Raw genomic sequence first — 25,101 nt, forward strand, 5'->3', positions numbered from 1 at the left:
GCTTGGATGGATAGCGGAAGGTGTGGTAGAGAAGCATGTTTAGTGTACTCAAAAAATTAAGCTGGTTTTTTAAATTGCATTGGAAGCGTTATACGGTTGCTATAACACTTCTAGTTCTAACAGGAATTATTGATGTCATCCCGCCTTGGCTTATTGGCTATACGATTGATGGCATACATCAGGATTTACTCGGTCAAGCCGATTTTAATCGCGTGCTTTACGGCTGGATCGCACTAACGGTAGTAGGCTATGTCATTACGTACATATGGCATTACAAGCTGTTTGGCGGAGCATTTGTGCTGGAGAAGTTGCTGCGGTCACGATTAATGGGACATTTTTTACGAATGACCCCCACCTTTTATGAACGCAATCGGACGGGCGATCTTATGGCGCGCTCGACCAATGATTTAGGAGCGGTTGCGCAGACAGCCGGCTTCGGTATTTTGACGCTAATCGATTCGACCTTATTTATGATTACGATTCTAATTGTTATGGCAGGCTTGATAAGCGTGAAGCTTACGCTTGCCGCATTGCTGCCGCTGCCGCTTATGGCGCTTGCGATGAAGCATTATGGTAAAAAAATTCACGAACGTTTCATGGACGCGCAAGACGCATTTGGCGATTTGAACGATCAGGTGCTGGAATCGGTATCTGGTGTTCGGGTTATCAGAGCCTTCGTGCAGGAAGAAGCAAGCGAAGCACGTTTCAGCGCCAAAACAAATGAAGTGCTTAACAAAAATATTGCTGTTGCGCGCATCGACGCGTTATTCGAGCCGACGATGAAAATACTCGTTGGAACAAGTTATTTGATCGGGCTTTGTTATGGCGGATATCTTGTATTCCATAATGAAATTACGCTCGGGGAGCTCGTATCCTTCAACGTGTTTCTTGGTATGCTGATCTGGCCGATGTTTGCAATCGGTGAGCTCATTAACATTATGCAGCGCGGTAACGCTTCGCTCGATCGTGTAAGTGAAACACTTGGCTATAAGCCTGATGTTGCTGATGCAGCAACGCAGGTGAAAGTAGATGAACCAACGTCCGTTGAATTTAAAAATGTGACGTTCCGTTACCCGTCCTCCCAAGTCGATAACTTGGTTGATCTCTCCTTTGCATTGTCGCAGGGGCAGACGCTTGGTATCGTAGGCAGAACAGGCAGCGGCAAGACTACATTGCTGAAGCAGCTGCTTCGGGAATATCCGCTCGGACGCGGCAGTATTCATATATCTGGAGAGCCGCTTGGCAGCTTGAAAATCGATGACATGCTGGGCTGGGTCGGATATGTGCCGCAGCAGCCGATCTTGTTCTCGAAGACGATTCGCGAAAATATTTTCTACGGCCTAAAAGAAGGCACAGACGCCGATTTGCAGCGAGCACTCGAGCGGGCTTCATTCGCCAAAGATATTAAATTTTTGCCGGATGGACTTGAGACGATGGTAGGCGAGCGGGGCGTGGCATTGTCCGGCGGACAGAAGCAGCGCGTGAGTATTGCGCGTGCCCTTATCGCTGATCCGGAAATATTGCTAATGGACGATGCTTTGTCAGCTGTTGACGGGAAGACGGAATCCGAGATTATTGAGGGCATACGTACAGAAAGAGCAGGCAAGACGACATTCATTACGACGCACCGGTTATCCGCAGTACAGCATGCGGACTGGATTATCGTTCTCGACGAAGGACGAATTGTGCAAGAAGGCACACATGAGCAGTTGCTGGAGATGGGCGGCTGGTATCGCGAGCAGTATGATCGTCAGCAGCTTGAGGCTATTATTGAAACGTAATAAATTGGAGGCGTGAAGAGCAATGGGCAACACAGGAAAACGATTGTTTCAATACGCCATGCTTTATAAAAAACCGATCCTGCTTGCGCTTCTTCTGCTCGTGCTTGCTGTATGCGCAGAGCTTGCAGGACCGCTAATTGCAAAACGGATGATTGACCAGAATATTCTCGGCATTGAGAAGAAATGGCATGAAGTCGAAGCAAAACAAGAGTATGCGGTTCTTTATAAAGATAAATGGTATAAGCGCGAGGATCACTTTGCCGCTTCGGAACAGAAGGGCAAGGAGGTTCGCGTGCTGCAGGTAGGACGCAAATTTTATTGGCTGGAGGATGCGCTGGCATCTGATCAAGGCAAACGTGTCGTAGAGGGGAACAACCTTGCAGTGACAAACAAGGAAACGGGCGAAACGGTCTCGTATCCAGTAACACAGCTTACATCACAAGAGCTGTATTCCTTCTATAAGCCGGAGTTTCCGGCGTTAATGAAGCTAGCAGCTATGTATTTCGGATTTTTGCTGCTCGTAGCTGTCTTCACCTACGGACAGCGGCTAATGCTGCAGACGTCAGCGAATCGTATCGTGCGCAAGATGCGTACGGATATATTTGCACACACGCAGCGGCTGCCGGTCAATTATTATGATAATTTATCAGCTGGGCAGGTTGTCTCGCGGGTGACTAATGATACAGAAGCTATACGCGAGCTGTATGTCGCAGTGCTGGCAAATTTCTTTACAGGTGTTATTTATATGGTGGCTATTTATGGAGCCTTGTTCTTGCTTGATGTGCGCTTAGCGCTTCTGGCTCTGCCGCTTGTGCCAATCCTCATCGTTTGGATTATCGTTTATCGTAAATTCGCTGCTCGTTATAACCGTATCATTAGATCAAAGCTGAGTGAAATTAACGGAATGATCAATGAATCGATACAAGGGATGACGATTATTCAGGCGTTCCGCCGTCAGAAGGAAACGACGAAGGAATTTGAGGAAATGAATGAGCATTATTATAAATATCAAAACAAGCTGCTCAGCCTCAACTCGGTGACATCGCATAATCTAGTCAATGTTATACGGAATACATTGTTCCTCATTGTACTCATTATGTTCTGGGGCGATTCACTCCGCGGAGCGGTATCGGTCGGCGTRCTTTACGCATTCATCGATTATATGAACCGTATGTTTGCGCCGATCGTTGGTATCGTAAACCAGCTATCCAATCTCGAGACGGCGCGCGTATCTGCAGAGCGAGTATTTAAGCTGATGGATGAGGAAGGAATCGATGTCGTTTCCGGCAAAATGGACCGATATAAGGGCGATGTTAAGTTCGAGGATGTTTCTTTTGCTTATAAAAAGGATGAGTATGTGCTGAAAAATATTTCCTTCCACGCTCAACAAGGCCAGACGGTTGCGCTAGTAGGCCATACCGGCTCAGGCAAAAGTTCGATTCTTAATTTGTTGTTTCGTTTCTATGATTCGAACGAGGGCAAGATCATCGTAGATGGCACTGATGTTCGCGATATGCCGAAGCAGCTGCTAAGGCAGCATATGGGTATCGTTCTTCAGGACCCATTCCTATTTACCGGAACGATTGCATCGAACATCAGCCTTGATAACCCGGAGATTAGCCGCGAGAAAATTGTACAGTCGCTGCGTGACGTTGGCGCTTACGACATGTTCAGTCAGTTCCAAGGCGGCATTGATGCTCCTGTTATTGAGAAGGGAAGCACACTGTCTGCTGGTCAAAGGCAGTTGATTTCCTTTGCAAGGGCACTTGCTTATGATCCCGCTATTCTTATTCTCGATGAGGCGACAGCCAGCATTGATACCGAGACGGAAGCCATCATTCAAGAGGCACTTGATGTACTGAAGAAAGGCCGCACGACGTTCGTCATCGCGCACCGCCTGTCGACGATTCGCAGTGCAGATCAAATTCTTGTGCTTGATCGCGGCGTCATTGTGGAGCGAGGCAGCCATGATGAACTTATGGAGCATCGCGGCAAATATTACGCGATGTATCAGCTGCAATTCGGCGCAGCATCTGCATCATAGAAAACGGCAAAAAAAGGCTAAGCGAGAGTCATCCCGCTTAGCCTTTTTTATTTGGGCAGATATTATCGTTTGTTAGTACATCAGGTCTTGAAGCGGCTGATCGCCTCATTCAAGGTAGAAGCTAAATTACGCAGCTGCTCGGAGGAGCTTGCAACCTCCTGCATGGAAGCAAGCTGTTCTTCTGACGCCGCAGCGACACGCTGTGAGTTTCCTGCGGAATTAGCCGTTATGCCCTCAAGCGCATCTAGCGAAGCTGCAATTTGCTCGCTGCCAGCTGACATTTGCTCCGACGCTGCGGATACTTCCTGTACTTGACTGGAAACATCACGAATGGAAGTAACGATAGAGCGGAAGGACTCGCCGGCTTGTGCCGAGATGTTTGAGCCGAAACGCGCGGCTTCCACAGACTGCTCCATTGATGAAACGGCTGTTGAAGCATAACTTCCGATGCTATGCAGTATAGTTCCAATCTGTTCGGAGGATTCCTTGGAGCGTTCAGCCAGCTTGCGGATTTCATGGGCAACGACAGCAAAACCTTTGCCATGCTCGCCGGCACGCGCCGCTTCAATAGACGCATTAAGTGCAAGCAGATTAGTCTGATTGGCTACATCGCCGATCAAGGCGAGGATGCCGCCTATTTTGTCACTCTGCTCCTTCAACTCATGCAAGGTCGTAACCGTTTCGACTACATTGGACTCGATAGTATTCATTTGATGCAATGTTTGATCAATAACGGTCTCGCCTTCCGTAGCCATTGCCGTAGTGTCCGCTGCCAGCTCAGATACAGATGAGGTCGACTCTGCAATTCTTTGAATGCCGATCGTCATTTCTGTCATCGCGCGCTGGCACTCTTGCAAGCTTTGCAGCTGTGTTTCAGAGCCGGAGGCAACTTCTTGAATAGCTTCAGTTACTTCTTCTGTCGCACGGGAGGTCTGCTCTGCACTCTGCTGCATGTTGAAAGCCGAGCCAGCCACCTCATCGGATGTTATTCGAATGCTGCCTGTGAGCTGACGAAGGCTTGCGATCATTTCATTAAAGGCGATAGAAACTTGAGCTATTTCATTGCCTCCTTTGACCGCAACGGCAAGCGTCAAGTCGCCATTCGCTGCTAATGAGGATACTTCCGCGAGCCGTTTGAGCGGCTTCAACGTCATTCTTACCAGTGCAACAATAATAAGTATGGCAATAAAGGCTAGCAGCGCTGCAATCCCTATGCTTTTCCAAAACATAAGATTTAAGGCATCATCAATTTGTTTGAAATCAACATCGATGCCAAATATGCCGATTAATTTGCCGCTTGGGTCTTTTACGCGTGCTAAATAAGAAATCCACTGACCATATTCATCTGTAACGACTTCGGTCAAAGCAGATCCCTCATTTAGGGCATCATCAATTTTGCCAGCGAATGCTTCACTCATTTCATACTCATCTCCAGGTCCAAGGCCTGCGGCGGAGAGAGCCTCATTGCTCTGCATCATCTTTATAAATTTTTTTCCGTCGCGTTCGATTACCTCAGGCATATACACATATGCATTTGCGACGATATCGTTCTTAATCATGACGTCGAGCTGCAGCTTAAGCATCTTGAACGTAGCATTATTGGTATCACGCCCAGCGGATACTTCGTTGTATCCAAAAGTAACCAGATCATGACCAGCTTCGATTTGATAACCAAGCGTTTGTCCAATCCGTTCAATTTCATCTAAATAGGATTTTTTCTGCGTGCTGTAGGATAAATACTCGGTGACGCTAATGACAATAACGAGGAGAAGGGCTAATACGATGGAGCTGGTAACGACTAAACTTCTGTCCTTAATTCGGAACATGCAATCACACCCCATAATGAAAAGTTAAGATAAGATAAGTTATCGTCGAATTCTGTCGAAAAATGAATAGTAACGATACAGTCCATTTTTTTACAATTCAATGAATGACATCTGTTATTACAATAACAAACTTTTATTAGAGAAATACGGGGCTTTATGTTAGAAAAGTGTTCAATTACAGCATGTCTTCAGCCAACTTTCAGCGGGGATTAAAGGAGGCTTAAGTTTTATTGTCTATGCTAGGTCTTGTAACAACAAATTTGAAAGTGAAAGGTGGAATATTCAATGAAGAGAGCAAAAGCTATAACAGCGGGTGCTATTGCGCTAACGCTTGCCTTAGGGGGCGGAGGCCTATGGGCTAGCCAATATGTAAATGCGGCAGCAGCAAGCAGCGAGGCGCAGCAAGAGCAAGGTGCACAAGCAGATAGCAGCGCAGCTAAGAAGGATCATGAAGGCAGACATGGCGGTTTCGGACGCGGCTTTCAACAAATACAGGAACAGTTACTAACGTACTTAAGGCTCGATGAAGCGGCGCTTCAGACTAAGCTGCAAACGTCAACGCTGGCAGAGGTTGCAGTCGCGAGCGGGAAAACGCGAGCTGATCTTAAGACTAAGCTTGTTGAATGGCTGGAGGCAGCTGAGGCAGCTAATCCGAAACCTGACGCAAAAGTAGAAGCAGACAAGCTTGCAGAAACTGGACAACAGCAAGCAAAGCCGGATGCTGCTGCACAGGCGGAGAAGCTGCTTGATTCCAAAGGATTAGGTTTTGGAAAGCATGGCGGCGGTGGTGAAAGAGGAGGCGGCTTTGCGAAAAACGTAGATGGCATAGCTGCAGCGCTAGGCATAACGGCAGATGTATTAAAGACGGAGCTTGAATCAGGCAAGACCTTGGCGGCAATCGCTGAGGAGAAGGGTGTTGCGATCCAAGTGATCATTGACGTGCAGGTAAAGGATCAAAAAGCGAAGCTGGCGGAGGAGCTGGCAGCGGGCACGATTACGCAGGAGCAATATGATACGAAGCTGGCTGAGGCTGTCGTTCATGCAACCAAACATGTAAATGGAGAAATCCTGGCGCGTGGAGGTCATGGCAAGGGTGGACATGGCGGAAAAGGACCGCGTGGCGAACGCACGAGTGACGCTGCAGCGAAAAGTGAATCCACAACGGATACCTCCGCAGCAGCAACTCCAGCTCCAACTGCATAACTGTTTTGTAGGCGAACTATGCAATAAGCCCTGTAAACTTTAAAAAGATGTAGGAGCTGCTCCGCGGTCTATGACCTTGAGGCAGCTCCTTCATGTTTGTTGTATAGCTTATTCATTCTTACTGAGAAGGAGCGCGAGCTCCTGTGGCGGCAGCGGTTTACTGAATAAATAACCTTGCAGCTCATCGCACTGCAGCTCCGTACAGAAATTCGATTCAGCAATCGTCTCCACGCCTTCTGCAACAACCTTCATATTCATGCTATGTACAAGCTCGATAATTGCTTTGACGATCGATGATTTTTTCTCGTCATTCGTAATGCCTTGAATAAAGGAACGATCCAGCTTTACGTCCGATATAGGCAGGCGCTGCAGCTGATTCAAGGATGAATAACCCGTGCCAAAGTCATCGATTGATATTTGAATGCCAAGTCCCCGAAGGAAAAGGATGGTCTCGATCACTTGATCCATATTCCGCATAAATACACCCTCTGTAATTTCAAGGCTTACATATTGCGGATCAAGGCCGGTGTCCTTTAACGCTTTGACGATCATTTCAGATAAGTTTCCTTGGTAGAAATGTCTTGCTGAAATGTTCACTGAGACGCATATATGCTGTAGTCCCTCATCCTGCCAAGCTTTATTTTGCCGGCAAGCCTCATGAAAGACCCAGCTGTCAATATCTAATATAAAACCGGATTGCTCGGCAAGTGGAATAAACTTATCGGGTGGAATCATGCCAAGCTCGGGATGACGCCAGCGAATGAGCGCTTCAATGCCGCATAGCTCGCCGGTTGCAGCATTTATTTTTGGCTGATAATGAAGCGAGAACTGTTTGTTTTGCAGCGCATTATAAAGCCCGTTCTCGATCTGCATCTTCTCTGTCATCGCGGACACCAGCGTTGGCTTGAAAAACCGATAGCAGCCGTCGCCTTGCTCTTTGGCGCTATACATAGCAATATCGGCGTTTCGGATAATAGTATCCATATCGCCGCCATCCTGCGGGTACACGCTAACGCCGACGCTAACGGTTAAATAAAGCAGCGTTTCGTCGATCATAAAAGGCTCATTGAAAGAATCTACGACGGCTTGGGCATTTGCAGCAAGTTCATCTTCATTCTCATACTGTCCGACAAACACGAACTCGTCCCCACCCAATCGGAAGACGTTGCATTCATCAAACACCGCTGCTCCGAAGCGTTCTGCTGCCTTGCCGAGCAAAATATCTCCTACAGCATGTCCAAGCGTATCATTAATTTGCTTAAAGCGATTGATGTCAGCGAACATGATGGCTATCGGTTTTTTCATAGCAGCGTTCATAGTGATCATGTCTTGAAAATGGAGTGTGAATTGCAGCCTATTCGGCAGACCAGTCAGCATGTCGTAATAGGCAAGCTGATGCAGTCTTTCCTCCGATTGCTGCAATAAATAAGTTTGAGCCTCCAGCCTCTCGTTGCTTCGCTGCGATTCTTGAAACATGTGAATGAGATTGGTTGACATATGCTTGAAATTAGCAATCAACGAATGAATTTCTACAATACTGCTTCGTGGCCATTCCAACGTGTTCATCTCCTGAAGCTTCAGCGGAAGGTTCGTTGTCGCTCTCGCTAACCGAGTTAAACTGCGAGAGAGCCACCAATTAATGAGATACGCTAGAATGACGGCAAAGAAGGCAAGCCCGATCATATAAACAAAATGAATAAAATATTTGGAAAACAAATATTTTTGATGGTTTTTAATGGGGAAGTCAACGTAAACAAGCCAATCCGTTGCCTGAAGCTTATCTTTATATATCAAATTTCCATCATGCCAGGTCTGGAAATGCCAAGAGTATTTTTTTAAGTCAGGCATGACTAAATACGATTTTTTGTTAATGGGAGTAATGCTGCTTTCTTTGGAGAAATCAAGCATTTCACCTACAGTCTTAGGCGCGCTGGATGCAATAACTTTCTGGTCAATATTCGTCACAGAAATGATAGAATTCCCGGAATGTTTGCCAAGGGCTAGTTGAAGGAAAGCAATCTGATCCTGCTTCTCTACCTCCGTGCTAACCGCCTGCCATTTGTCCAATGATTCTAGAATACKATTGACTTCGATCGAGGAGATTCGCTCGACATATAAACTTACTTCTTTAATGGAGCTCAAGCTGTTAATGAAAATGTTGAGTAAAAATGAAATGAATACGATACCGATGGAGAAATGAAACAGTACCTTGCTGAAGGAATTTGGTCCTTGCTGCGACCGGGCAAACCCACTCCATTTGCGCAGCGGCATGTACTGGTAGATAATCTCAGCGAACAGTGCGTTAAATAGGCCATTCATGGCAATAATTCCTGCAATAAGAAGCAAATCCTGCGTTATGAGCGTTGAATGAAAGGAGTAGAACCAATAGATAGCGGGCATTCCGACTAGAACCCAGAAAACGGCGTCAATCCCAAATAGTTGATTCTTGTATTTGCGAAGAAGCAAGCCCGTAAAGGCAGCTTCAATAAGGATGATGTAATGAAAGAGGGGCTGCTTTAATAAAAAAGTGCCTAGGAATAGGACAACTGCGCTCATTAAGAGTCCTGGCCAGTAACCGAATAACCGCAAGCCAAGAAGTGTAAATAGACTCGTTAACGAAAAGGTAATGCCATACAAAAATTGAAAATGGTTCGACTCGGCGATTAGCGCAAGAAGCGCACATAAGGCAAATGCGAAAGCAATCGTCAATTGTTTGTTGTGCTGCTGAAACAATGGGTTGCTCACCGTCGGCCTCCTGGAAGTGTGACAAAACCTTTTACGTTCAAATAAAAGGGTGCCGAAGCACCCTGACAAGGATAAGAACATAAATAGAGTTTGATTATTTTCCCTGTTATTCGACAATTTTTTCTAATATCCTGCTTTTGTTTCAGGAAGATACTGTTAAACCTTTAGAATATCGTGATCCACATAACGTTCGCCGTTTAATTCGCTAATGATGTTAATGGCAGTTTTTGCCCCATCCCCTGCAGTAACGACAGCATGCACGCTTACGCCAGCAACCGTTCCTGCTGCCCAAATGTGATCAATATTCGTTTTACCAGCCGCGTCGACCGCAATAACGGTTTTGATACGAGGCTCGGTACCCGGTTTTGTAGAGATCCCGATATGCTCAGCCAGCTCAGTCGAAACGCCTGTTGCAATAAGTACATGCCTTCCTTCATAGCTTCCGCCGTCTGTTTCCACCCGCAGGCCGTCAGTGATGGCAACGATATTTTGTACGGTTTCCTCCTTGAACTCTGCTCCGAATTTCTCAGCCTGTCGTTTGCCTGTATCCACAAGGTCAGGGCCGCCAATTTCTGAAATTCCGTAGTAGTTCTCGAACCAAGCGCGTTTTGTCATTCCTTTGTTGTTCTCAAACACGAGCGTCTTTTTTCCTGCTTTTGCAGTAAAAATGGCTGCACTTGCTCCAGCCGGACCAGCACCAATAATAACGATATCGTACATACGACATACCTCCAATAATGGTTGGTTTGATTACTTCACTAGTATATAAACGGCAGCTTAAAAAAAGCAAATGGCTTGTCCTTCTCTTGTACACATCTGTTCACAATATATTCTAAATTAAGGCGTTGTTTTAAATAAAATCGTTTGATATAGTTCTATTATCGAACTGTTTCATAATAGAATTAATTTCGTGGATATTTAGAAACTACATATAAAGGGGGACACCAGTGTGGATCGAGCATCATTGAAACAACTCATCGATCGCTACGAAGCGGCTAATTTTCTTGTAAACCGTCGATTAAATGCGATGATCCGCGAGTTAATGCCAGATGATCTGACTGTAGACCAGTTTGCGACACTACGTTATTTGCATTCGAAGGAAATGAGCACATCATCCGAATTAGCGGATATTTTTTGCGTGGGCAAAAGCTCAATAACCGCGATAATTACGCGATTATTTGATAAAAACTTGATTCAAAGATTTCCGGATGAGAAGGATCGCAGGGTCATCTATTTAGCGCTAACCGAGGAAGGCAAGCAGGTTTGCGACCTCATGGAGGATAAGATACAAGTGCTGCTGGCCAAATACATTAATCGTTTTGAAGAGCAGGAAGCAAACTGTTTTATCGAAACCTTCGAGAAGCTTGCTAAAGAAATGATGAATCCATAGTTTTATTCTATTTGAGGGGGAACAAAGATGAGAACCGTTTTGAAATTTAGATGGTTTGTTCTTATATTGTGGCTTGCTGCTGCCGTAGGCTTAATGCTCAGCGCGCCGAATATGGAAGAGCTTGTTCGTACGAAAGGGCAAATCAACGTGCCTGATGGATATTCTTCGTCAGTCGCCAGGGACTTGGAGAAATCGATTGGCGGAGGCGATAATGCAGGCGCCAGCAGCGGAATGCCTACCGTGCTTGTATTTCATAAGGATGGCGGTCTGAAGGACGCCGATTTAGCGGAAGTGAAGAGAGGAATCGATGAGCTGAAGAGCAAAGGCGAGGCTATCGGGGTTCTCTCCGTGACGACTCATTTTGATACCAAAGAGCTTGAAGAGCAAATGGTATCGAAGGATGGAAGCACCATCCTTGCGCTCGTTAATGTCGAGGCTGGCGACCGTGAGCTTGCTGAGCTGAGAGACGGTCTCTATGAGACGATTTCAGATGTGAAGGTAGAGCATTATTATACAGGAAACTGGCTTATTTCTGAGGATGTTGTACAAAGCTCGCAGGAAGGGCTTAAGAAAACCGAGTTTATTACGCTTGGATTTATTTTAATTATTTTGTTTGTAGTATTCCGTTCTGCGATTGCGCCGCTCGTACCGTTAGTGGCCGTTGGATTTACTTATTTAATATCACAATCCGTTATTGCGTTTTTAGTCAAATATTTTGATTTCCCGCTTTCCAACTTCACGCAAATTTTCTTGGTTGCCGTATTATTTGGGATCGGCACAGACTATTGCATCCTGCTCATTAGCCGCTTCAAGGAAGAGTTGACGCATAGCGGCGGCGACAAGACAGAAGCGATTGTTCAAACTTACCGTACTGCGGGAAGAACCGTATTATTTTCTGGCTTAGCTGTGTTGGTGGGATTCTCAGCAATCGGATTCTCAACGTTTATGCTTTACCGCTCTGCCGTAGCCGTTGCAGTTGGTGTTGCGGTACTGCTTATCGCATTGTTTACGATCGTGCCGTTTTTTATGGCGGTGCTGGGTACAAAATTGTTTTGGCCGGCGAAAGGCTCGCTTGAGCATAAGCCGAGCAAGCTTTGGGGTACGGTGGGTAAGTTTTCACTAAAACGCCCTTTGTGGGCGCTCGTTATTTTGGCAGTAATTATCGTACCTTTCCTTACAGCGTATAAAGGCACAATCTCTTTCAACTCGCTGGATGAGATTGGCGATAAATATGACTCTGTTAAAGCGTTCAACATTATTGCGGATAGCTTTGGACCTGGTGATTCACTGCCTACTACCGTTGTGGTCAAAGCTGATAAACCGATGGACACACCTGAGGGGCTTGCTGTACTAGAGCAAATCAGCCGCGAGCTTGCGAATTCTGGAGGCATCAAGGCCGTTCGCAGTGCAACTCGTCCGACAGGTGATGTAATGGAGCAATTTCTCGTGGCAGATCAAGTCAGCACCCTTGAGAGCGGGCTTGGTCAAAGCGGCGAAGGCTTGGGCAAAATCGGTGATGGTCTCTCCGAGGCAAGCAGCGCGTTAAGCGAGAATAAGCCGAAATTAAATGAAGCTGTTGACGGCGCCGGTAAGCTCGTTAATGGTACGAATGAGCTGAAGGCTGGCATTGTACAGCTTGGCGCAGGTTTGAAGAAGATTCAGCAAGGGCTGCAGGATGGATCTGCAGGTGCGGGAGAGCTTAGCGAGGGCTTGAAGCAGGCGCAGGCGAGTGCGGAGCAGCTGGCAGGCGCGAGCCGTAAATTGCTTAGCAGCTACGAGCAGCTAGGCGGCGGTCTTGGTCAGCTTACAGGTGCATATAGCGCGATTGCATCTGAACAGGAGAAGCTTGCGAGCGGGTTATCCGGCGTACAGCAAAGTCTGACTGCACTTCAGGAAAGTCACCCAGAGCTGCAAGCCGATGAGACTTTTAAACAAACCATGCTTGCTCTTGGAAATCTCCAGCAAGGAGCAGCAGGAATCAGCGGGCAGTTGTCTCAGCTTAATGAGCAGCTGACAGGCATTTCAGCGGGAATGACACAAGCAAATGCCGGTTTCTTGCAAGCAAGTGAAGGGCAAACGGCGCTAGCTTCAGGTCTTGGCAAGCTTGCTGCAGGACTTGGAGAGCTGCAAAAAGGAATTGAGCAGGCAGCCGCAGGCCAAGGTCAAATTGTATCGAAGCTGCCTGGTGTCACGCAGGGCTTTAATGAACTATCAGATGGACAGAAGGAACTGCAGGCAGGGTTTGCATCGCTAAACGATCAGCTGGGCGAATTGACCGGCGGTTTGGATCAAAGCGTTGACGGCTTATCGAAGGTAACCGATGGACTCACATCCGCTGGCGGATATTTGAATAGTCTAGCGGAATCGCCGAATAAGCAAATGACGGGCTTTTATATTCCAGAGGAAGCCATTGCAAACAAGGAATTTCAGGCTGCCCTTAATGTGTATATGTCGGAGGATCGCCAAACAGCGAAGTTCGATGTCATATTTAAAGGCAATCCGTATGCACAGGAAACGATGGCGCAAATCGATGGACTGGAAGCAGCTGTTCACCGCGCGATTCAAAACACCGATTATAACGGATCACAGGTAGCTGTCGGCGGTGTAACGAGTATGAATAACGATTTGAGCAATATTTCAGCGTCGGATTATTCGCGTACGGTTATTCTCATGCTCATCGGCATTTCAATTATCCTTATCCTTTTGTTCCGCTCGATCGTCATGCCGCTTTATATGATCGCATCGCTTCTCGTTACGTTCTATTCCTCGATGGCGATTGCAGAGGTCATATTCGTAAGGCTGCTTGGGCAGTCGGGTATTAGCTGGGCGGTTCCATTTTTCGGATTCGTCATGCTCGTCGCACTAGGAATTGATTATAGTATTTTCTTGATGGATCGCTTTAAAGAATACCGCCATCTGTCGCCTCAGGAAGCCATTTTGGAAGCGATGAAAAACATGGGTACGGTAATTATGTCTGCAGCTGTTATTCTAGGCGGGACATTCGCAGCGATGCTTCCTTCAGGAGTAATGTCACTTCTGCAAATTGCAACTATTGTGCTTTGTGGACTGTTCATCTATGCATTGTTGATGCTTCCATTATTCATTCCAGTTATGGTACGCACTTTCGGTCCTGCTAACTGGTGGCCTTTTATGGGACGCAAACAGGATGCTGAGAAAACGGATCGTTTGCATAGCGGTCAAACGCTTAAGGGTCATCATGTTTCGCATGATTCAACTCACTAGTTAATAAATCAGGGTTATCCAGGGTCTTTGGTGCATGACAAAGACCTATGCGATAACCCTTTTCTTGTTACTTAACGTCCGGCCAATTCGTATGGAACCTTAGCTGCATTCGCATTTTGCACGGACCCATCGAGAAAGGCGCTGATTTGCTGCTGCTGCTCAGTTAACAGACGCTGCAGCTCTTCTGCTTGCTCTTTGCTCGCGGATGCTTCTTGTTCGGCGCGTGTTACCAGCTTAAGCAGATTAAAGGATTCAATCGATAATCCAAGCTTAATCCGAATTTTCTCATTCCGGAACGATTCGGCTTTTGGTGATGGGCTGCCGCCCTCGGCTTTATTATGCCTTGTTTTTTCAGGAAGCAGCTGCAATGCTGCACGACCTTGCTCGGTAATTTTATAGACTTTTTTGGCGCCATCCTCTAACTGAACGGAGACGAAGCCGGATCCCACAAGCATCTGAAGCGTGGGATAAATGGAGCCGGCACTGGGTACATAAAGTCCGCCAGACTGCTCCTCTAAAGCCTTCATCATCTGGTAACCGTGCATTGGCTGGTCGATGAGGAGCTTCATAAGTGCAACCTTCACGCCGCCGCGGCCAAAATAACGCTTGCTGCTGCGGGGATTGACTTCAGGCTCTTCCTTGCTATGTTGATGATGCTCTTTGGAAACATCATTAGTAGACATCTTCAAGTTAAGTCACCTCGATCTTTATGATAAGGAAAGCTTCTGTTTTTCAATGCTTGAGGGTGAAGTGAAACATAAGGGATCGCTCATCAGCTGTCATTTGGAATAAGCTTACTCTACTTACAGCATTGACAATGATAATTATTATTATTTACAATTTATAAAATAATATTGTTTATTAAGGATGTGAGCGCGCATGTCGCAGCAACCGAATCAAACAAAGTACGGTGAAATGTTCTATATTGGCACGGAGGAAGTTAAGCTCCCGTCGCTGCACCATATGCAGTTGAACAATAGAGAGGAGCAATGCTTTGCGTTTGTGCTTCAACATAAAATAAAGGTTTCCATTGTGAAGAAGGGGCAGCACACGACTAAAAAAGCCGTTGGCGGTGAGCTGTTTCTCATTCCGTCCCATTGTGAATGTACGCTGCTTAATGAGGGCAACCATCTAGCTGAAATCGTACTTATTCGCTTCCGAAGCGGTTCGACAGCAGCAGGCGCGGAGATGCTCCCTTACCGAGACAGTATGGGATTAAAACTGCTGAGGCTGCCGCAGGCGAGAAGCTGGCTTCAGGACTTTCAAAGCGACTGCGGTACTGATGATGTGGTTTTATACTATCAGCTGCAATCACAGCTTTATGCAATGGTGGCTGCGCTCATTCAGTCCGTCCAGCAGCCGAGAGAGACCGAAGCTGATTTAATTGGCTACGTCGAGCAAGCCAAGCAATTTATGATTGAGCAGTTAAGCACACCGATGGATATGGAGGAGCTTGCAAGATCCTCCGGGGTGAGTACAAGCCGTTTTTATCAAGCCTTTCGCAGTTATACAGGACTTACACCGCTTAAATATATGACCAAGCTGAGGCTCGATGCTTCTATGCGCATGCTCTCGGGTACGTCCTCTTCCATCGTCGACGTAGCCCATTCCGTCGGCTATCCTGACGAGTACTATTTTAGCCGGCTGTTTAAGAAACATATGGGACTGGCTCCTACGGAATATGCTCAGCTTGCGAAGAAACGAGTAGCCACGCTTGTATCTGTGTTCGCGGGCGACCTATCAGCTATCGGCATGCCTACTTGCTTGTCCTTTATTCGGTTGAGCACTCATCAGCATGAACGGGTGCTCCAGCAGCTGCGTGAAGCGGAGCCGGATCTCATATTGGCAGGTATGCTGGATGAGGAAATGTACGCGGCATGTTCGGCTATCGCTCCGGTTCTAATGCTCGATTGGAAGGCTTATTCCTGGAAGGAGCGGCTGCTTGAGATAAGCAATGCATTAGGCTTGTCCACCGTAGCAGAGCGCTGGTTGTCCTATTACGAGATGAAGGTGCAAAACGCGCGTGAGCAGCTCAAAAACAATTTAGGCGATGAGCCTATCTTAATTGTTCATGCCGGAAAAACGGGCTTTCGAATATTTGGCCCGCGCCGCCGCAAGATGAAGGACCTTTTTTATGACGATTTGCAAATGACCTATCCGAAATCGGCACACCAGATCGGGTTTCTTGATACGAGCTCGCTAAGGGAGATCGCTGAACTAGGCTGCAGCAGCGTTCTCTTCCTCGTACCAGCGGAGGCTTCCCGTGATTATTGCAATCAGCTGGAGGAGGGCTGGCGCCGATTGAGGGAAAAGGATGCGCGTAGAAGATGTATCTTTATCGGCTATCACGACCGGCTGAACTATAATCCGACCGTCCACGATGGGCTCATCGATGAGACAGTGAGGCATTTGATGAGTTACGCGCAATAAATGAGGGCGCTCGTTCCATTTTATCTGTGGTATTCTGCAAAAAAAAAAGAAGAGGTCAGCTGTATTGATTGAAGCGTATGTAGCCGATAAATAAAGTAATGGTTATGCATCATTACTTTTTGATCGGGAGGGAATTTATGAAGCTCACTCAAATGGGCAAAGCACTATACCCGCTCTCGTTAATTATCATGATATCTTTCATAAGCGGTTGTACGCTTAATCCAAATAGTCCGGAACCGCTTGAACAGACACCAGCTCCGAAAAAGGTGACTTTAAAAATTGTTGAGAGCCTAATGACGCCGCTGCGGACAGTGGAATTAGACAAATTAATTGCACAATTTGAACTCGACAATCCAACCATTGAGATTGTGAGAGTGACATCAGAATAYGAGACCGCTGATCAGACGATCTTGACGATGCTGGAGCAGAATCAAGCGATTGATATTGTTGAGGTGCGGGACGTTACGGTACATCAGCTTGCGGAAAGTGGTCTGATAACCAGCTTGGAGAGTTATATTTCATCATGGAGCAATTATATGCTGCTTAACAATAATGCAAAGCTGATGTCTAGAGATGCAGGCGATGTTGCTTATTATATTCCGAGCAGTCTTTATCAAGTGCAGCTTTATTATCGCAAGGATTGGTTCGATGCCAAGGCGCTGCAAGTGCCAGAAACATGGGAGCAGCTCTTCTTTGTCGGCAAGCAATTGACGAAGCCGATGGAGAGGATGTATGGCTTTTCCTTTCGCGGAGGCAGTGGTGCCGTTAATACGTTGTCTTCAATCGTTCAGGACTATAACGGAGAGAACGTCGATATAAGCGATTCCATGTTTAATACGGATGGCTCGACGATATTCTCAGGCAAGCGGGCAGCAGAGGCTGTTGAGCTTTACAAGAAGATTTATACAGAGATCTCAGATCCTGCGTCCATAGATTGGGGCTTTAATGAACAGGTTCAAGCATTTGTGAACGGCAATGCGGCTTTGCTTATCCAAGACTCAGACGTGATAGAGATGATCAAGGAAAAGCTGGAGAGCAGCCAGTGGGCAACAGCTCCTTTGCCTACAGGGCCTGATGGGATCTCTCATTACAACGTTGGTGCAGCCGGCTGGGGGATTGCTTCCCAGTCTAAGCATAAGGATGAGGCTTGGAAATTCATTTCCTATTTGTCTTCGATTGAGAACAATCGCGCCTTTGCTGATGCCTCAGGCGTTATATCCATCTATAACAATACGATTGAAGAGGAAAAGTATTCTACAGGGCCGTATGCCCCTTATATGCTGATGGCAAATGACCCCGATCGGTTTCAGGGCGTAAGAAAACCGAGCTATTATAAAAATTACAGTCAATTTTTTCAAATGGGAACGGATTTGGGTCGACAACATTTGATGAATGTCATTTCTACGGAGGAATTGCTTAAGCAGTTCGATGATTTTTGGCGGAAGCAAGGAAAACAGGAGCGAGATTAAATGAATGGAGGATGCTGGAGGCATGTTAGTTGCAAATGCCCAGTACCTCCTTTTTTAATTGGATGAATAGGCGATGTGATCTCGTATGAAGCGAGTTGCACAGGGCAACATGTAAGGATAGAGCTTGTGCCTTGACCAGAGTGTAGAGCCGCATATACGATAGTAGAAGTTATCTTTTTTTATCGCTGGCTAGCGATTGCAAGACAATAAGGAGGAACATTTGTGAAGCAGTTATTGGTTGTTTTTACAGGCGGGACCATTGGAAGCAAAAAGCAGGGAAACGGCATCGATGTTAATGACGCGGGATCTTATTCGCTTATAGATGATTATATCAACAGTGCTGAGCAGCGCAATGATGTTAGACTTGATGCGATACAGCCGCTTAACTTGTTAAGTGAAAATATGACAACCGAGGATTGGATTGCGCTTGCAGAGGCTGTCCATGGGATAGATACCGACTCGTATGCTGGGATAGTCATCACCCATGGTTCGGATACGCTGGCTTACAGCGCAGCGATGATCGGTTATTTGTTCGCAGATACAAAAATTCCAATTGTGCTGACCGCCAGCAATTACCCGGTTGCCGATGAAAGAAGCAATGGGCGCCGTAATTTTGCAAATGCAATCAATTTTGTAGTGGATGCACAGCTGCCGGGCGTATTTGTCGTTTACGAGGATGACAAAGGGGATGCACTTGTTTACTTAGCAACTAGAGTTACGCAAGCCATGTCCTTTACGGATCAATTCGGCAGCCCCTACGGCGTGCCGTACGGAAAGATGGCAGACCGAGTGTTCAACTGGCTGGAGCATGAGAGAAATCCAAGACCGGAAGCGCTGAGTACTAAGCCCAAAGCGTCGTTTGCATGGGAGCCGGACACCCTTAAGCTCGATTCCAGCATCGTCTATATTCGGCCATATCCGGGCTTGAACTATTCGCTGTATGATTTTACAACGATTCGGCCGAAGGCGATCCTCCATGATTTGCATCATTCGGGTACAGCAAGCGCAATAGAAGCAGGGCCGTACTCGCTTCCTGCGTTTATTGCAAACTGTAAAAAGCTTGGCATCGATGTATACATATGTCCGATCCGAGATCGTTCGGCTGCCCTATATTCGTCGTCTCTGCGCCTTATTGAAGCGGGTGCCATTGTAATTGAGAAGCTGTCGGTTGAGGCTGCAATAACTAAGCTCATGCTCGCATATGGTTTATACGATGATAAAGCACAGGCAAAAGCTTTCGTAACGGAAAGTGTTTTGTATCACGAACATAACGAGGTGTAAAATGATTATAGAAAAGCTGGTGCTTTTGACAGAAAAAGCAGCAAGCATTTTGCCTTTTTATAGGGATGTGCTGGCATTTCCGGTTATTCGCTCTGAGAAGGACAGCTTTACCGTTCAGGCAGGCTGGAGCGAGTTGACTTTCCAAGAGACTGGTGATCAAGCTGCTGAAGCGTATTGTTATCACTTTGCCTTTACGATCCCAGAGAATAAGCTCGAGGAAGCAAAAAAGTGGATCGAAGCGCTTGTTCCAATTGGTACGGAGGCAGGTCAGGATGTGTCGTATAGTGAATCATGGAACTCGCATTCTGTTTATTTTGAAGACCCGTCGGGTAATATTTTAGAGCTGATTGCTCGCCATACGATGGATAACGGTGTTGAGCGTCCCTTTGACCCGCAGCAAGATATTCTTTGTATCAGTGAAATTGGCATAACGACCAGCGACGTTCCTACAGCAGTCGATCAATTTGCAGAGCTTGGCATCATGACCTACAGGACGCGCAATGACAATTTCAATCCAATCGGCGATGATAATGGTATATTTATAGTGGTTGGAAAAGGAAGACGCTGGCATTTTACGAACAAAAACGCAGAGAGCTTCCCAGTTCATGTGACCGTGCACGGGCTGGGTGAGCTGTACTTGGTGGAAGGCGAGCAAGGCTTGTTGATTGAAAATAAAAAGTAGAGGAGCATTCAACGATGGGAGAACAATTAAAAGTAGGGGACCAGGTCCCGAATTTTAAGCTGCAAGCATCCAATGGCAAAGAAGTTGAGCTTGCAGATTACTCAGGCAAGAAGCTCGTTATTTATTTTTATCCGCGCGACATGACGCCTGGCTGTACGACTGAATCATGCGATTTCCGTGACTTTAACGGCGAGTTCGGCACGAACAACACGGAGGTAATCGGAATCAGCCCTGATGATCTTGCCTCCCATGAGAAATTCGTAGACAAGCATGGGCTGCCATTCCTATTGCTGTCTGACACCGAGCATACGGTTTCGGAGCTGTTTGGCGTATGGAAGCTGCGGAGCTGGAACGGTGAGGAATTTATGGGTATCGAGCGCTCGACTTTCCTGCTTGATGAACAGGGCAAGCTTGTTAAGGAATGGCGCAGCGTAAGTGTGGATGGACATGTGAAGGAAGTACTTGAAGCGGTAAAAAGCAGCTAGCTTTGTCATTTCCGTAAAAAAAGGCTCCTCTCGAAGCGTGATATTCGCTTCAAGGGGAGCCTTTTAGTTTTATTATTATTTGGTCTTCCAAGAAGGCAGCTGGCTAACATAGCTGTCAGATAAGTTGAGGAGCTCTAATGCACGCTGATACTCATCTTCTGTCGCAGCCTGCTCCGTAATGCCGTCTCCGGCTAAGGAATAGTGCTTGCCGTCCTCATACCCGCTGCCTGACATAAATAGCTCTTTGCTGCTTAAGAATGAGCCAGTCGGGAGATAATAACGTTGTGGCAATACGTTATACGACTGATTAAACAAGTCTTGGCCGAAGTGGATATGATCATCCAAGGAAATGCCAAGCATGTTCGCGATCGTAGGCAATACGTCAACTTGACCGCCAAGCTGATCGAATACTTTGCCTTCTGTTACGCCTGTCGATGCAACAACGAGCGGAATGTTGATCATATCGGTGTAGCTATATTCATGACCATAAATTTCAGCCATAAGCGCTTTGTCATCACGATCCAGCGAGTATACTGGAAGGCCGAGATGGTCACCGTATAACAAGATTAAGCTGTTGTCCCAAATGCCGCGTTCCTTCAAATCTGCAATGAATTCGCCAAGGGCGAAGTCAGCGTAGTTTTGTGCACGGATATAATCACCAACAAAAGTTTTCTCATAACGCTCAGGGAGCGTCATTTTGTATTTGTCAGCAGGAATGGTGAATGGGTGATGCGATGTCATCGAAATAACATGGGAATAAAATGGTTTACCATTCTCGCTCATGCGTGACATTTCAGCAGCTGTTTTCTTGTAAAGCTGCTCATCGGAAGCACCAAAAAATACGGTATCTTCATCTCCAAAAAACTTCTGATCGTAGTAACGGTCGAATCCAAGCGCTTTGTAAAGCTCGCCTCGATTCCAGAATTCAACAACATTCGTATGGAACGTAGTTGTGTCATAACCGTTTGCTTTCAGCAGTTTCGGCAAGCTCGGAAGCTCTTTGTCGGCATAAATCATCGTTGCCGCGCCGCGTGGCGGAATATAGAAAGACGTATTCACGACGAATTCCGCATCGGATGTATTACCTTGGCCGACTTGCTGATAGAAATGCTTGAAGTAATAGTTTTCGTTGACCAGCTTATTAATGTTAGGCGTAATCTCTTTTCCGTCAATCTTCAAGTTGACGAGGAAGTTTTGAAATGACTCCATTTGAATAATGATGACGTTTTTGCCTGCTGCTGTTTTCCACAGCTGCGGAGCGGCAGGTGTTTCGATCTTTTTGACGGAATCGATTTTTTCTTGCGTGATATGGTTTGGATCAACAAAGTCAATCGTTTTGTTCTTGAAAATCATATAAGCCTCGTAATTGAGTATGCCCATTTGCTCCGCTTTGACGATCTCATTCATGCTGGCGCGGTTAGGCAAAATGTTGAACAAGCAAAGCGCAATTGAAATGCTGAACAGGGCAAGGACAAGTCGTTTGCTTTCCTTAACGGAGCTTTGTTTCTTCCAATTCACGGCTTTCTTAGGTCTAAACAACAGAACAGCCATAATGATAATGTCGATAAAGATGAGCAAGTAATAAGGGTCCATCAGTGAAAATACGCTATTTTTAACCGCGGTAACTTGGWTTACCTGCTCTAGAGCGAGATAGGTTACAATAACACCGTAATACTTGTAATACATAATGACGGCAAATAATATGAGTGTCATTACTAGATTTGCTATTAAATAGTAAATAAGTTTACGTTTCGAAGCGAACCACTCTATGAGACAATAAACAATGAGGACAAACGGAATTTCTTTTAAAATAGTAGTCCACGAAAAACCATCCTCGAAAATGACCATCCAAGCCAGATAGCTTTTGAGAAGCATAATAAATGAAAAGAAAAGGATGGGACGAGTGCTTAATAATCGTTTTGGAGTTAAAAATGTCATATAACCGCCTACCTTTCACAGCAAAAACTGGCCATCTCACAGAGGCAGCCAGGCCGCTAATCATAATATACGTTCGTTCTGTAAATTCTTATCCATTATGCTCCTAATTATAGTCGAATGTCAAAAGGCAAAAGGCTCCTCCATGTCCAATCATAATTTATTGTAAATAACAAATTTATAAGGATTTTTGTTTATTCCTATTCATTACAACATTTCCAAGCTATTAGATTGAAACATTATTGCTGATTTAGTAGTCTATTAATTAGATGCTATTAGACAAACCATGAATACAAGTATAATTACATGAAATATATGTAAAAAATTATGTTGGAGGCTTATCATGAAAAAAAGAAGAAGAAGGCTGCTGCTGTTTATTATTGTATGCGCAGGAATGGTGTTTGGTTACTCTTTATTTAATAAGGATGAGACAACCACGATTCCGCCAAAGCAAGCTTCCGCTGATGGTTCCGCTAACGGCGGGGAAGTGTCGGGCAGCATAGGTTCTGAGCCTACGGATAAGCCGAGCGGCGGAACTCCAACAGATGGACAGCCAACAGCTACGGATAAGCCTGATTCAAGCAATAACGGTAATGGCGGCAAGGGCTCTGGAACAGGAAAAGCAGAGCAGACTGAGGATGGAATGGTCGTTATTGCCAAACCAGAGGATATCGCGGTGCTTGTGAATAAGCAGCACAAGCTTCCGGAGGAATACAATCCCACGGATTTAGTTTATCCTGAGGTTCGGTTTATATTTGCTGAGAAAATTGAAAAACGCATGATGAGACAGGATGCAGCTACAGCGCTTGAGAAGCTGTTTGCAGCCGCTGAGGAAGACAACATCCAGTTGGCCGGTGTATCCGCTTATCGCTCGCATAGGACGCAAACAACGCTCTTTGATCGCTATGTAAAGAGGGATGGACTCGAAAAGGCAAGAACTTATAGCGCGCTACCTGGTACAAGCGAGCATGAAACGGGACTGGCGATCGATGTGTCGGGTAGTGACGGCAAGTGTGCGGCTGCCGATTGTTTTGCAGATACAAAGGAAGCGCAGTGGCTTGAGAAGTATGCGCACGAGTACGGATTTATCATTCGTTACTTGGAAGGCAAAGAAAAGATTACAGGCTATCAATATGAGCCTTGGCATTTGCGGTATGTAGGTGTGGATGTGGCCACTGAGATGGTGAAGAGCGGAGAAGTGCTGGAAGAGTATTTTGACGCGGTTCCTGTTACAAAATAAGAAGCAATAGCGCAGCGCAAGCTGTATTCGGACAAGCCTTATTGTTCATAAAGGATAGTCGCTTGCGCTGCTTACTATTGGTAATGCCCTTCGTTAGATCTTTGCTTCAAACGTTTTGCAATCTGTTTCTTCGGAGTTGCTGGCTTGCTTGCCGCGATTGCTGACCACATAAATAGAAGAGGCGCCGCAGTGATTACCTGCTGCCCAGAACTTGCATGAATTCACTTCGCACAGTACATCCTTAGCCATTGACAATTCACCTCCTCTCTATATAGGATGGACAAACGATATATCGTTTTATACTCAGGAAGGATGGATAGATATGGGAGTTAAGCTTTATTTTAATCATGACGCCGGTGTAGACGACCTGGTATCGCTTTTTCTTCTTTTGCAAATGAAAGATGTTGAACTGCTTGGGGTATCCGTTATTCCAGCCGACGGCTATTTGGAGCCTGGCAGCAAAGCCAGCAGCAAAATCATTGACCGCTTTGGCGACCCTGTCAAAAATAAATCGCTTGAAGTGGCTAGATCAAATTCACGCGGTGTAAACCCATTCCCTGCTGAATGGCGTATGCATACGTTTTTTGTGGACGCGCTGCCTATTTTGAATGAATCAGGAACGATTAACACGAAAGTATCTGCGCTGCCAGCGCATCAACATATGATTGAACAGCTTCGCAAATCGGATGAGAAGGTGACATTGCTGTTCACAGGTCCGCTTACGGATCTAGCAAGAGCGCTGGATGAAGCTCCGGATGTGGAAGCAAAGATTGAGAAGCTTGTATGGATGGGCGGCACGTTTAATGAGAAGGGCAACGTTCAAGAGCCTGAGCATGACGGAACCGCAGAATGGAATGCCTTCTGGGACCCTGAATCTATGCACCGCGTATGGGCAAGCAGCATTCCGATTTTGCTTGTTGCGCTTGAGAGCACGAACAAAGTACCTCTTACGATGGATGTACGCAACCGCTGGGCATCGCTTCGCAAGCATGAAGGACTAGATTTTGTCGGTCAATGTTATGCTGCATGTCCTCCACTTGTTTATATGGAGACGAACTCGACATATTATTTGTGGGATGTGCTAACGACAGCTGTTGTCGGCAACCCGGATCTCGTGGAAATTAAGACGGTACACAGCGGCGTGATTAAGGATGGACCTAGTCAGGGCCGTACGGTGGAAGTGGAAGGCGGTCGCCCGGTCAGCCTTGTTTATGATGTTGATCCTGTTCGATTCTTCGATTATATTACGGACCTTTCTGCAAGTGCGGTTAGCTACAATGTTAAGCAAGACTAAACCATAACAAAAAGCGCAGCTTCGAATGAGTTACACTCATTCAAGGGCTGCGC

At 46.2% G+C, this 25,101-nt stretch carries 18 protein-coding genes; 12 read left to right on the forward strand and 6 right to left on the reverse strand.

The annotated features are described in order from the left end of the window. The first annotated feature begins 35 nt into the window (after positions 1-35). Positions 36-1,781 (forward strand): ABC transporter ATP-binding protein, encoded by a 1,746-nt coding sequence (locus tag AB4Z50_RS00480; protein ID WP_076266316.1) that lies wholly within the window; start codon positions 36-38, stop codon positions 1,779-1,781. 22 nt (positions 1,782-1,803) lie between these two features. Further along, the gene (locus tag AB4Z50_RS00485; protein WP_441874647.1) at positions 1,804-3,825 is read left to right on the forward strand and encodes an ABC transporter ATP-binding protein; all 2,022 of its coding nucleotides are present in this window, start codon (positions 1,804-1,806) and stop codon (positions 3,823-3,825) included. Positions 3,826-3,905: 80 nt separating this feature from the next. On the opposite strand, the gene AB4Z50_RS00490 is transcribed toward AB4Z50_RS00485, so the two are convergent. Further along, positions 3,906-5,651, reverse strand: coding sequence for a methyl-accepting chemotaxis protein (locus AB4Z50_RS00490; RefSeq protein ID WP_441874648.1), 1,746 nt, complete (start codon positions 5,649-5,651; stop codon positions 3,906-3,908). Positions 5,652-5,936: 285 nt separating this feature from the next. Between AB4Z50_RS00490 and AB4Z50_RS00495 the strand changes: the two genes are divergently transcribed. After that, entirely contained in the window at positions 5,937-6,854 is a 918-nt protein-coding gene (locus AB4Z50_RS00495; RefSeq protein WP_441874649.1) for a hypothetical protein, read from the forward strand. A gap of 108 nt (positions 6,855-6,962) precedes the next feature. Here AB4Z50_RS00495 and AB4Z50_RS00500 read toward each other — a convergent pair whose 3' ends face one another. Beyond that, positions 6,963-9,599 carry an EAL domain-containing protein gene (locus AB4Z50_RS00500; RefSeq protein WP_441874650.1) on the reverse strand — a complete coding sequence of 879 codons (2,637 nt, stop codon included), beginning with the start codon at positions 9,597-9,599 and terminating at the stop codon, positions 6,963-6,965. Positions 9,600-9,755: 156 nt separating this feature from the next. After that, positions 9,756-10,319: an FAD-dependent oxidoreductase gene (locus AB4Z50_RS00505; protein ID WP_441874651.1), complete on the reverse strand. Its 564-nt coding sequence runs from the start codon at positions 10,317-10,319 to the stop codon at positions 9,756-9,758. Positions 10,320-10,548: 229 nt separating this feature from the next. Between AB4Z50_RS00505 and AB4Z50_RS00510 the strand changes: the two genes are divergently transcribed. Continuing rightward, on the forward strand, positions 10,549-10,989 hold the full coding sequence (locus AB4Z50_RS00510) for a MarR family winged helix-turn-helix transcriptional regulator (protein ID WP_076266311.1): 441 nt from the start codon (positions 10,549-10,551) through the stop codon (positions 10,987-10,989). 27 nt (positions 10,990-11,016) lie between these two features. Continuing rightward, positions 11,017-14,232 carry an MMPL family transporter gene (locus tag AB4Z50_RS00515; protein ID WP_441874652.1) on the forward strand — a complete coding sequence of 1,072 codons (3,216 nt, stop codon included), beginning with the start codon at positions 11,017-11,019 and terminating at the stop codon, positions 14,230-14,232. A gap of 71 nt (positions 14,233-14,303) precedes the next feature. Here the strand turns inward: AB4Z50_RS00515 and AB4Z50_RS00520 are convergent, their stop codons facing one another. After that, positions 14,304-14,915 (reverse strand): PadR family transcriptional regulator, encoded by a 612-nt coding sequence (locus AB4Z50_RS00520; RefSeq protein ID WP_441874653.1) that lies wholly within the window; start codon positions 14,913-14,915, stop codon positions 14,304-14,306. A 196-nt stretch (positions 14,916-15,111) separates the two neighbouring features. Between AB4Z50_RS00520 and AB4Z50_RS00525 the strand changes: the two genes are divergently transcribed. The 5 genes from AB4Z50_RS00525 to bcp all read left to right on the forward strand — a co-directional run bounded on the left by AB4Z50_RS00525 (position 15,112) and on the right by bcp (position 20,579). Continuing rightward, the gene (locus AB4Z50_RS00525) at positions 15,112-16,662 is read left to right on the forward strand and encodes a helix-turn-helix domain-containing protein (RefSeq protein WP_441874654.1); all 1,551 of its coding nucleotides are present in this window, start codon (positions 15,112-15,114) and stop codon (positions 16,660-16,662) included. A 137-nt stretch (positions 16,663-16,799) separates the two neighbouring features. Continuing rightward, on the forward strand, positions 16,800-18,131 hold the full coding sequence (locus tag AB4Z50_RS00530; RefSeq protein ID WP_441874655.1) for an ABC transporter substrate-binding protein: 1,332 nt from the start codon (positions 16,800-16,802) through the stop codon (positions 18,129-18,131). A 222-nt stretch (positions 18,132-18,353) separates the two neighbouring features. Next, entirely contained in the window at positions 18,354-19,412 is a 1,059-nt protein-coding gene (locus AB4Z50_RS00535) for an asparaginase (RefSeq protein WP_441874656.1), read from the forward strand. 1 nt (position 19,413) lies between these two features. Beyond that, positions 19,414-20,094: a VOC family protein gene (locus AB4Z50_RS00540; protein WP_441874657.1), complete on the forward strand. Its 681-nt coding sequence runs from the start codon at positions 19,414-19,416 to the stop codon at positions 20,092-20,094. A gap of 14 nt (positions 20,095-20,108) precedes the next feature. Next, entirely contained in the window at positions 20,109-20,579 is a 471-nt protein-coding gene (bcp, locus tag AB4Z50_RS00545) for a thioredoxin-dependent thiol peroxidase (protein ID WP_441874658.1), read from the forward strand. A 75-nt stretch (positions 20,580-20,654) separates the two neighbouring features. On the opposite strand, the gene AB4Z50_RS00550 is transcribed toward bcp, so the two are convergent. Further along, on the reverse strand, positions 20,655-22,517 hold the full coding sequence (locus AB4Z50_RS00550) for an LTA synthase family protein (RefSeq protein WP_441874659.1): 1,863 nt from the start codon (positions 22,515-22,517) through the stop codon (positions 20,655-20,657). A 340-nt stretch (positions 22,518-22,857) separates the two neighbouring features. Here AB4Z50_RS00550 and AB4Z50_RS00555 point away from each other — a divergent pair, with 340 nt between their 5' ends. Beyond that, positions 22,858-23,754: a M15 family metallopeptidase gene (locus AB4Z50_RS00555; protein ID WP_441874660.1), complete on the forward strand. Its 897-nt coding sequence runs from the start codon at positions 22,858-22,860 to the stop codon at positions 23,752-23,754. A 93-nt stretch (positions 23,755-23,847) separates the two neighbouring features. On the opposite strand, the gene AB4Z50_RS00560 is transcribed toward AB4Z50_RS00555, so the two are convergent. Further along, a complete protein-coding gene (locus AB4Z50_RS00560) occupies positions 23,848-24,003 on the reverse strand; it encodes a DUF1540 domain-containing protein (RefSeq protein WP_076266302.1) in 156 nt (51 codons plus the stop codon). Positions 24,004-24,076: 73 nt separating this feature from the next. On the opposite strand from AB4Z50_RS00560, the gene AB4Z50_RS00565 reads away from it, so the two are divergent. Continuing rightward, the gene (locus AB4Z50_RS00565; protein ID WP_441874661.1) at positions 24,077-25,048 is read left to right on the forward strand and encodes a nucleoside hydrolase; all 972 of its coding nucleotides are present in this window, start codon (positions 24,077-24,079) and stop codon (positions 25,046-25,048) included. The last annotated feature ends 53 nt before the right edge of the window (positions 25,049-25,101 follow it).

Source organism: Paenibacillus sp. 2TAB26 (assembly GCF_052115145.1).
Lineage (GTDB): Bacteria > Bacillota > Bacilli > Paenibacillales > Paenibacillaceae > Pristimantibacillus.

Excerpts from the sequence above, each read along its gene's own strand:
- AB4Z50_RS00480 (WP_076266316.1), top strand. The coding sequence starts at position 36 with ATGTTTAGTGTACTCAAAAAATTAAGCTGGTTTTTTAAATTGCATTGG.
- AB4Z50_RS00490 (WP_441874648.1), bottom strand. The coding sequence starts at position 5,651 with ATGTTCCGAATTAAGGACAGAAGTTTAGTCGTTACCAGCTCCATCGTA.
- AB4Z50_RS00495 (WP_441874649.1), top strand. The coding sequence starts at position 5,937 with ATGAAGAGAGCAAAAGCTATAACAGCGGGTGCTATTGCGCTAACGCTT.
- AB4Z50_RS00505 (WP_441874651.1), bottom strand. The coding sequence starts at position 10,319 with ATGTACGATATCGTTATTATTGGTGCTGGTCCGGCTGGAGCAAGTGCA.
- AB4Z50_RS00515 (WP_441874652.1), top strand. The coding sequence starts at position 11,017 with ATGAGAACCGTTTTGAAATTTAGATGGTTTGTTCTTATATTGTGGCTT.
- AB4Z50_RS00520 (WP_441874653.1), bottom strand. The coding sequence starts at position 14,915 with ATGTCTACTAATGATGTTTCCAAAGAGCATCATCAACATAGCAAGGAA.
- AB4Z50_RS00525 (WP_441874654.1), top strand. The coding sequence starts at position 15,112 with ATGTCGCAGCAACCGAATCAAACAAAGTACGGTGAAATGTTCTATATT.
- AB4Z50_RS00540 (WP_441874657.1), top strand. The coding sequence starts at position 19,414 with ATGATTATAGAAAAGCTGGTGCTTTTGACAGAAAAAGCAGCAAGCATT.
- bcp (WP_441874658.1), top strand. The coding sequence starts at position 20,109 with ATGGGAGAACAATTAAAAGTAGGGGACCAGGTCCCGAATTTTAAGCTG.
- AB4Z50_RS00555 (WP_441874660.1), top strand. The coding sequence starts at position 22,858 with ATGAAAAAAAGAAGAAGAAGGCTGCTGCTGTTTATTATTGTATGCGCA.
- AB4Z50_RS00560 (WP_076266302.1), bottom strand. The coding sequence starts at position 24,003 with ATGGCTAAGGATGTACTGTGCGAAGTGAATTCATGCAAGTTCTGGGCA.
- AB4Z50_RS00565 (WP_441874661.1), top strand. The coding sequence starts at position 24,077 with ATGGGAGTTAAGCTTTATTTTAATCATGACGCCGGTGTAGACGACCTG.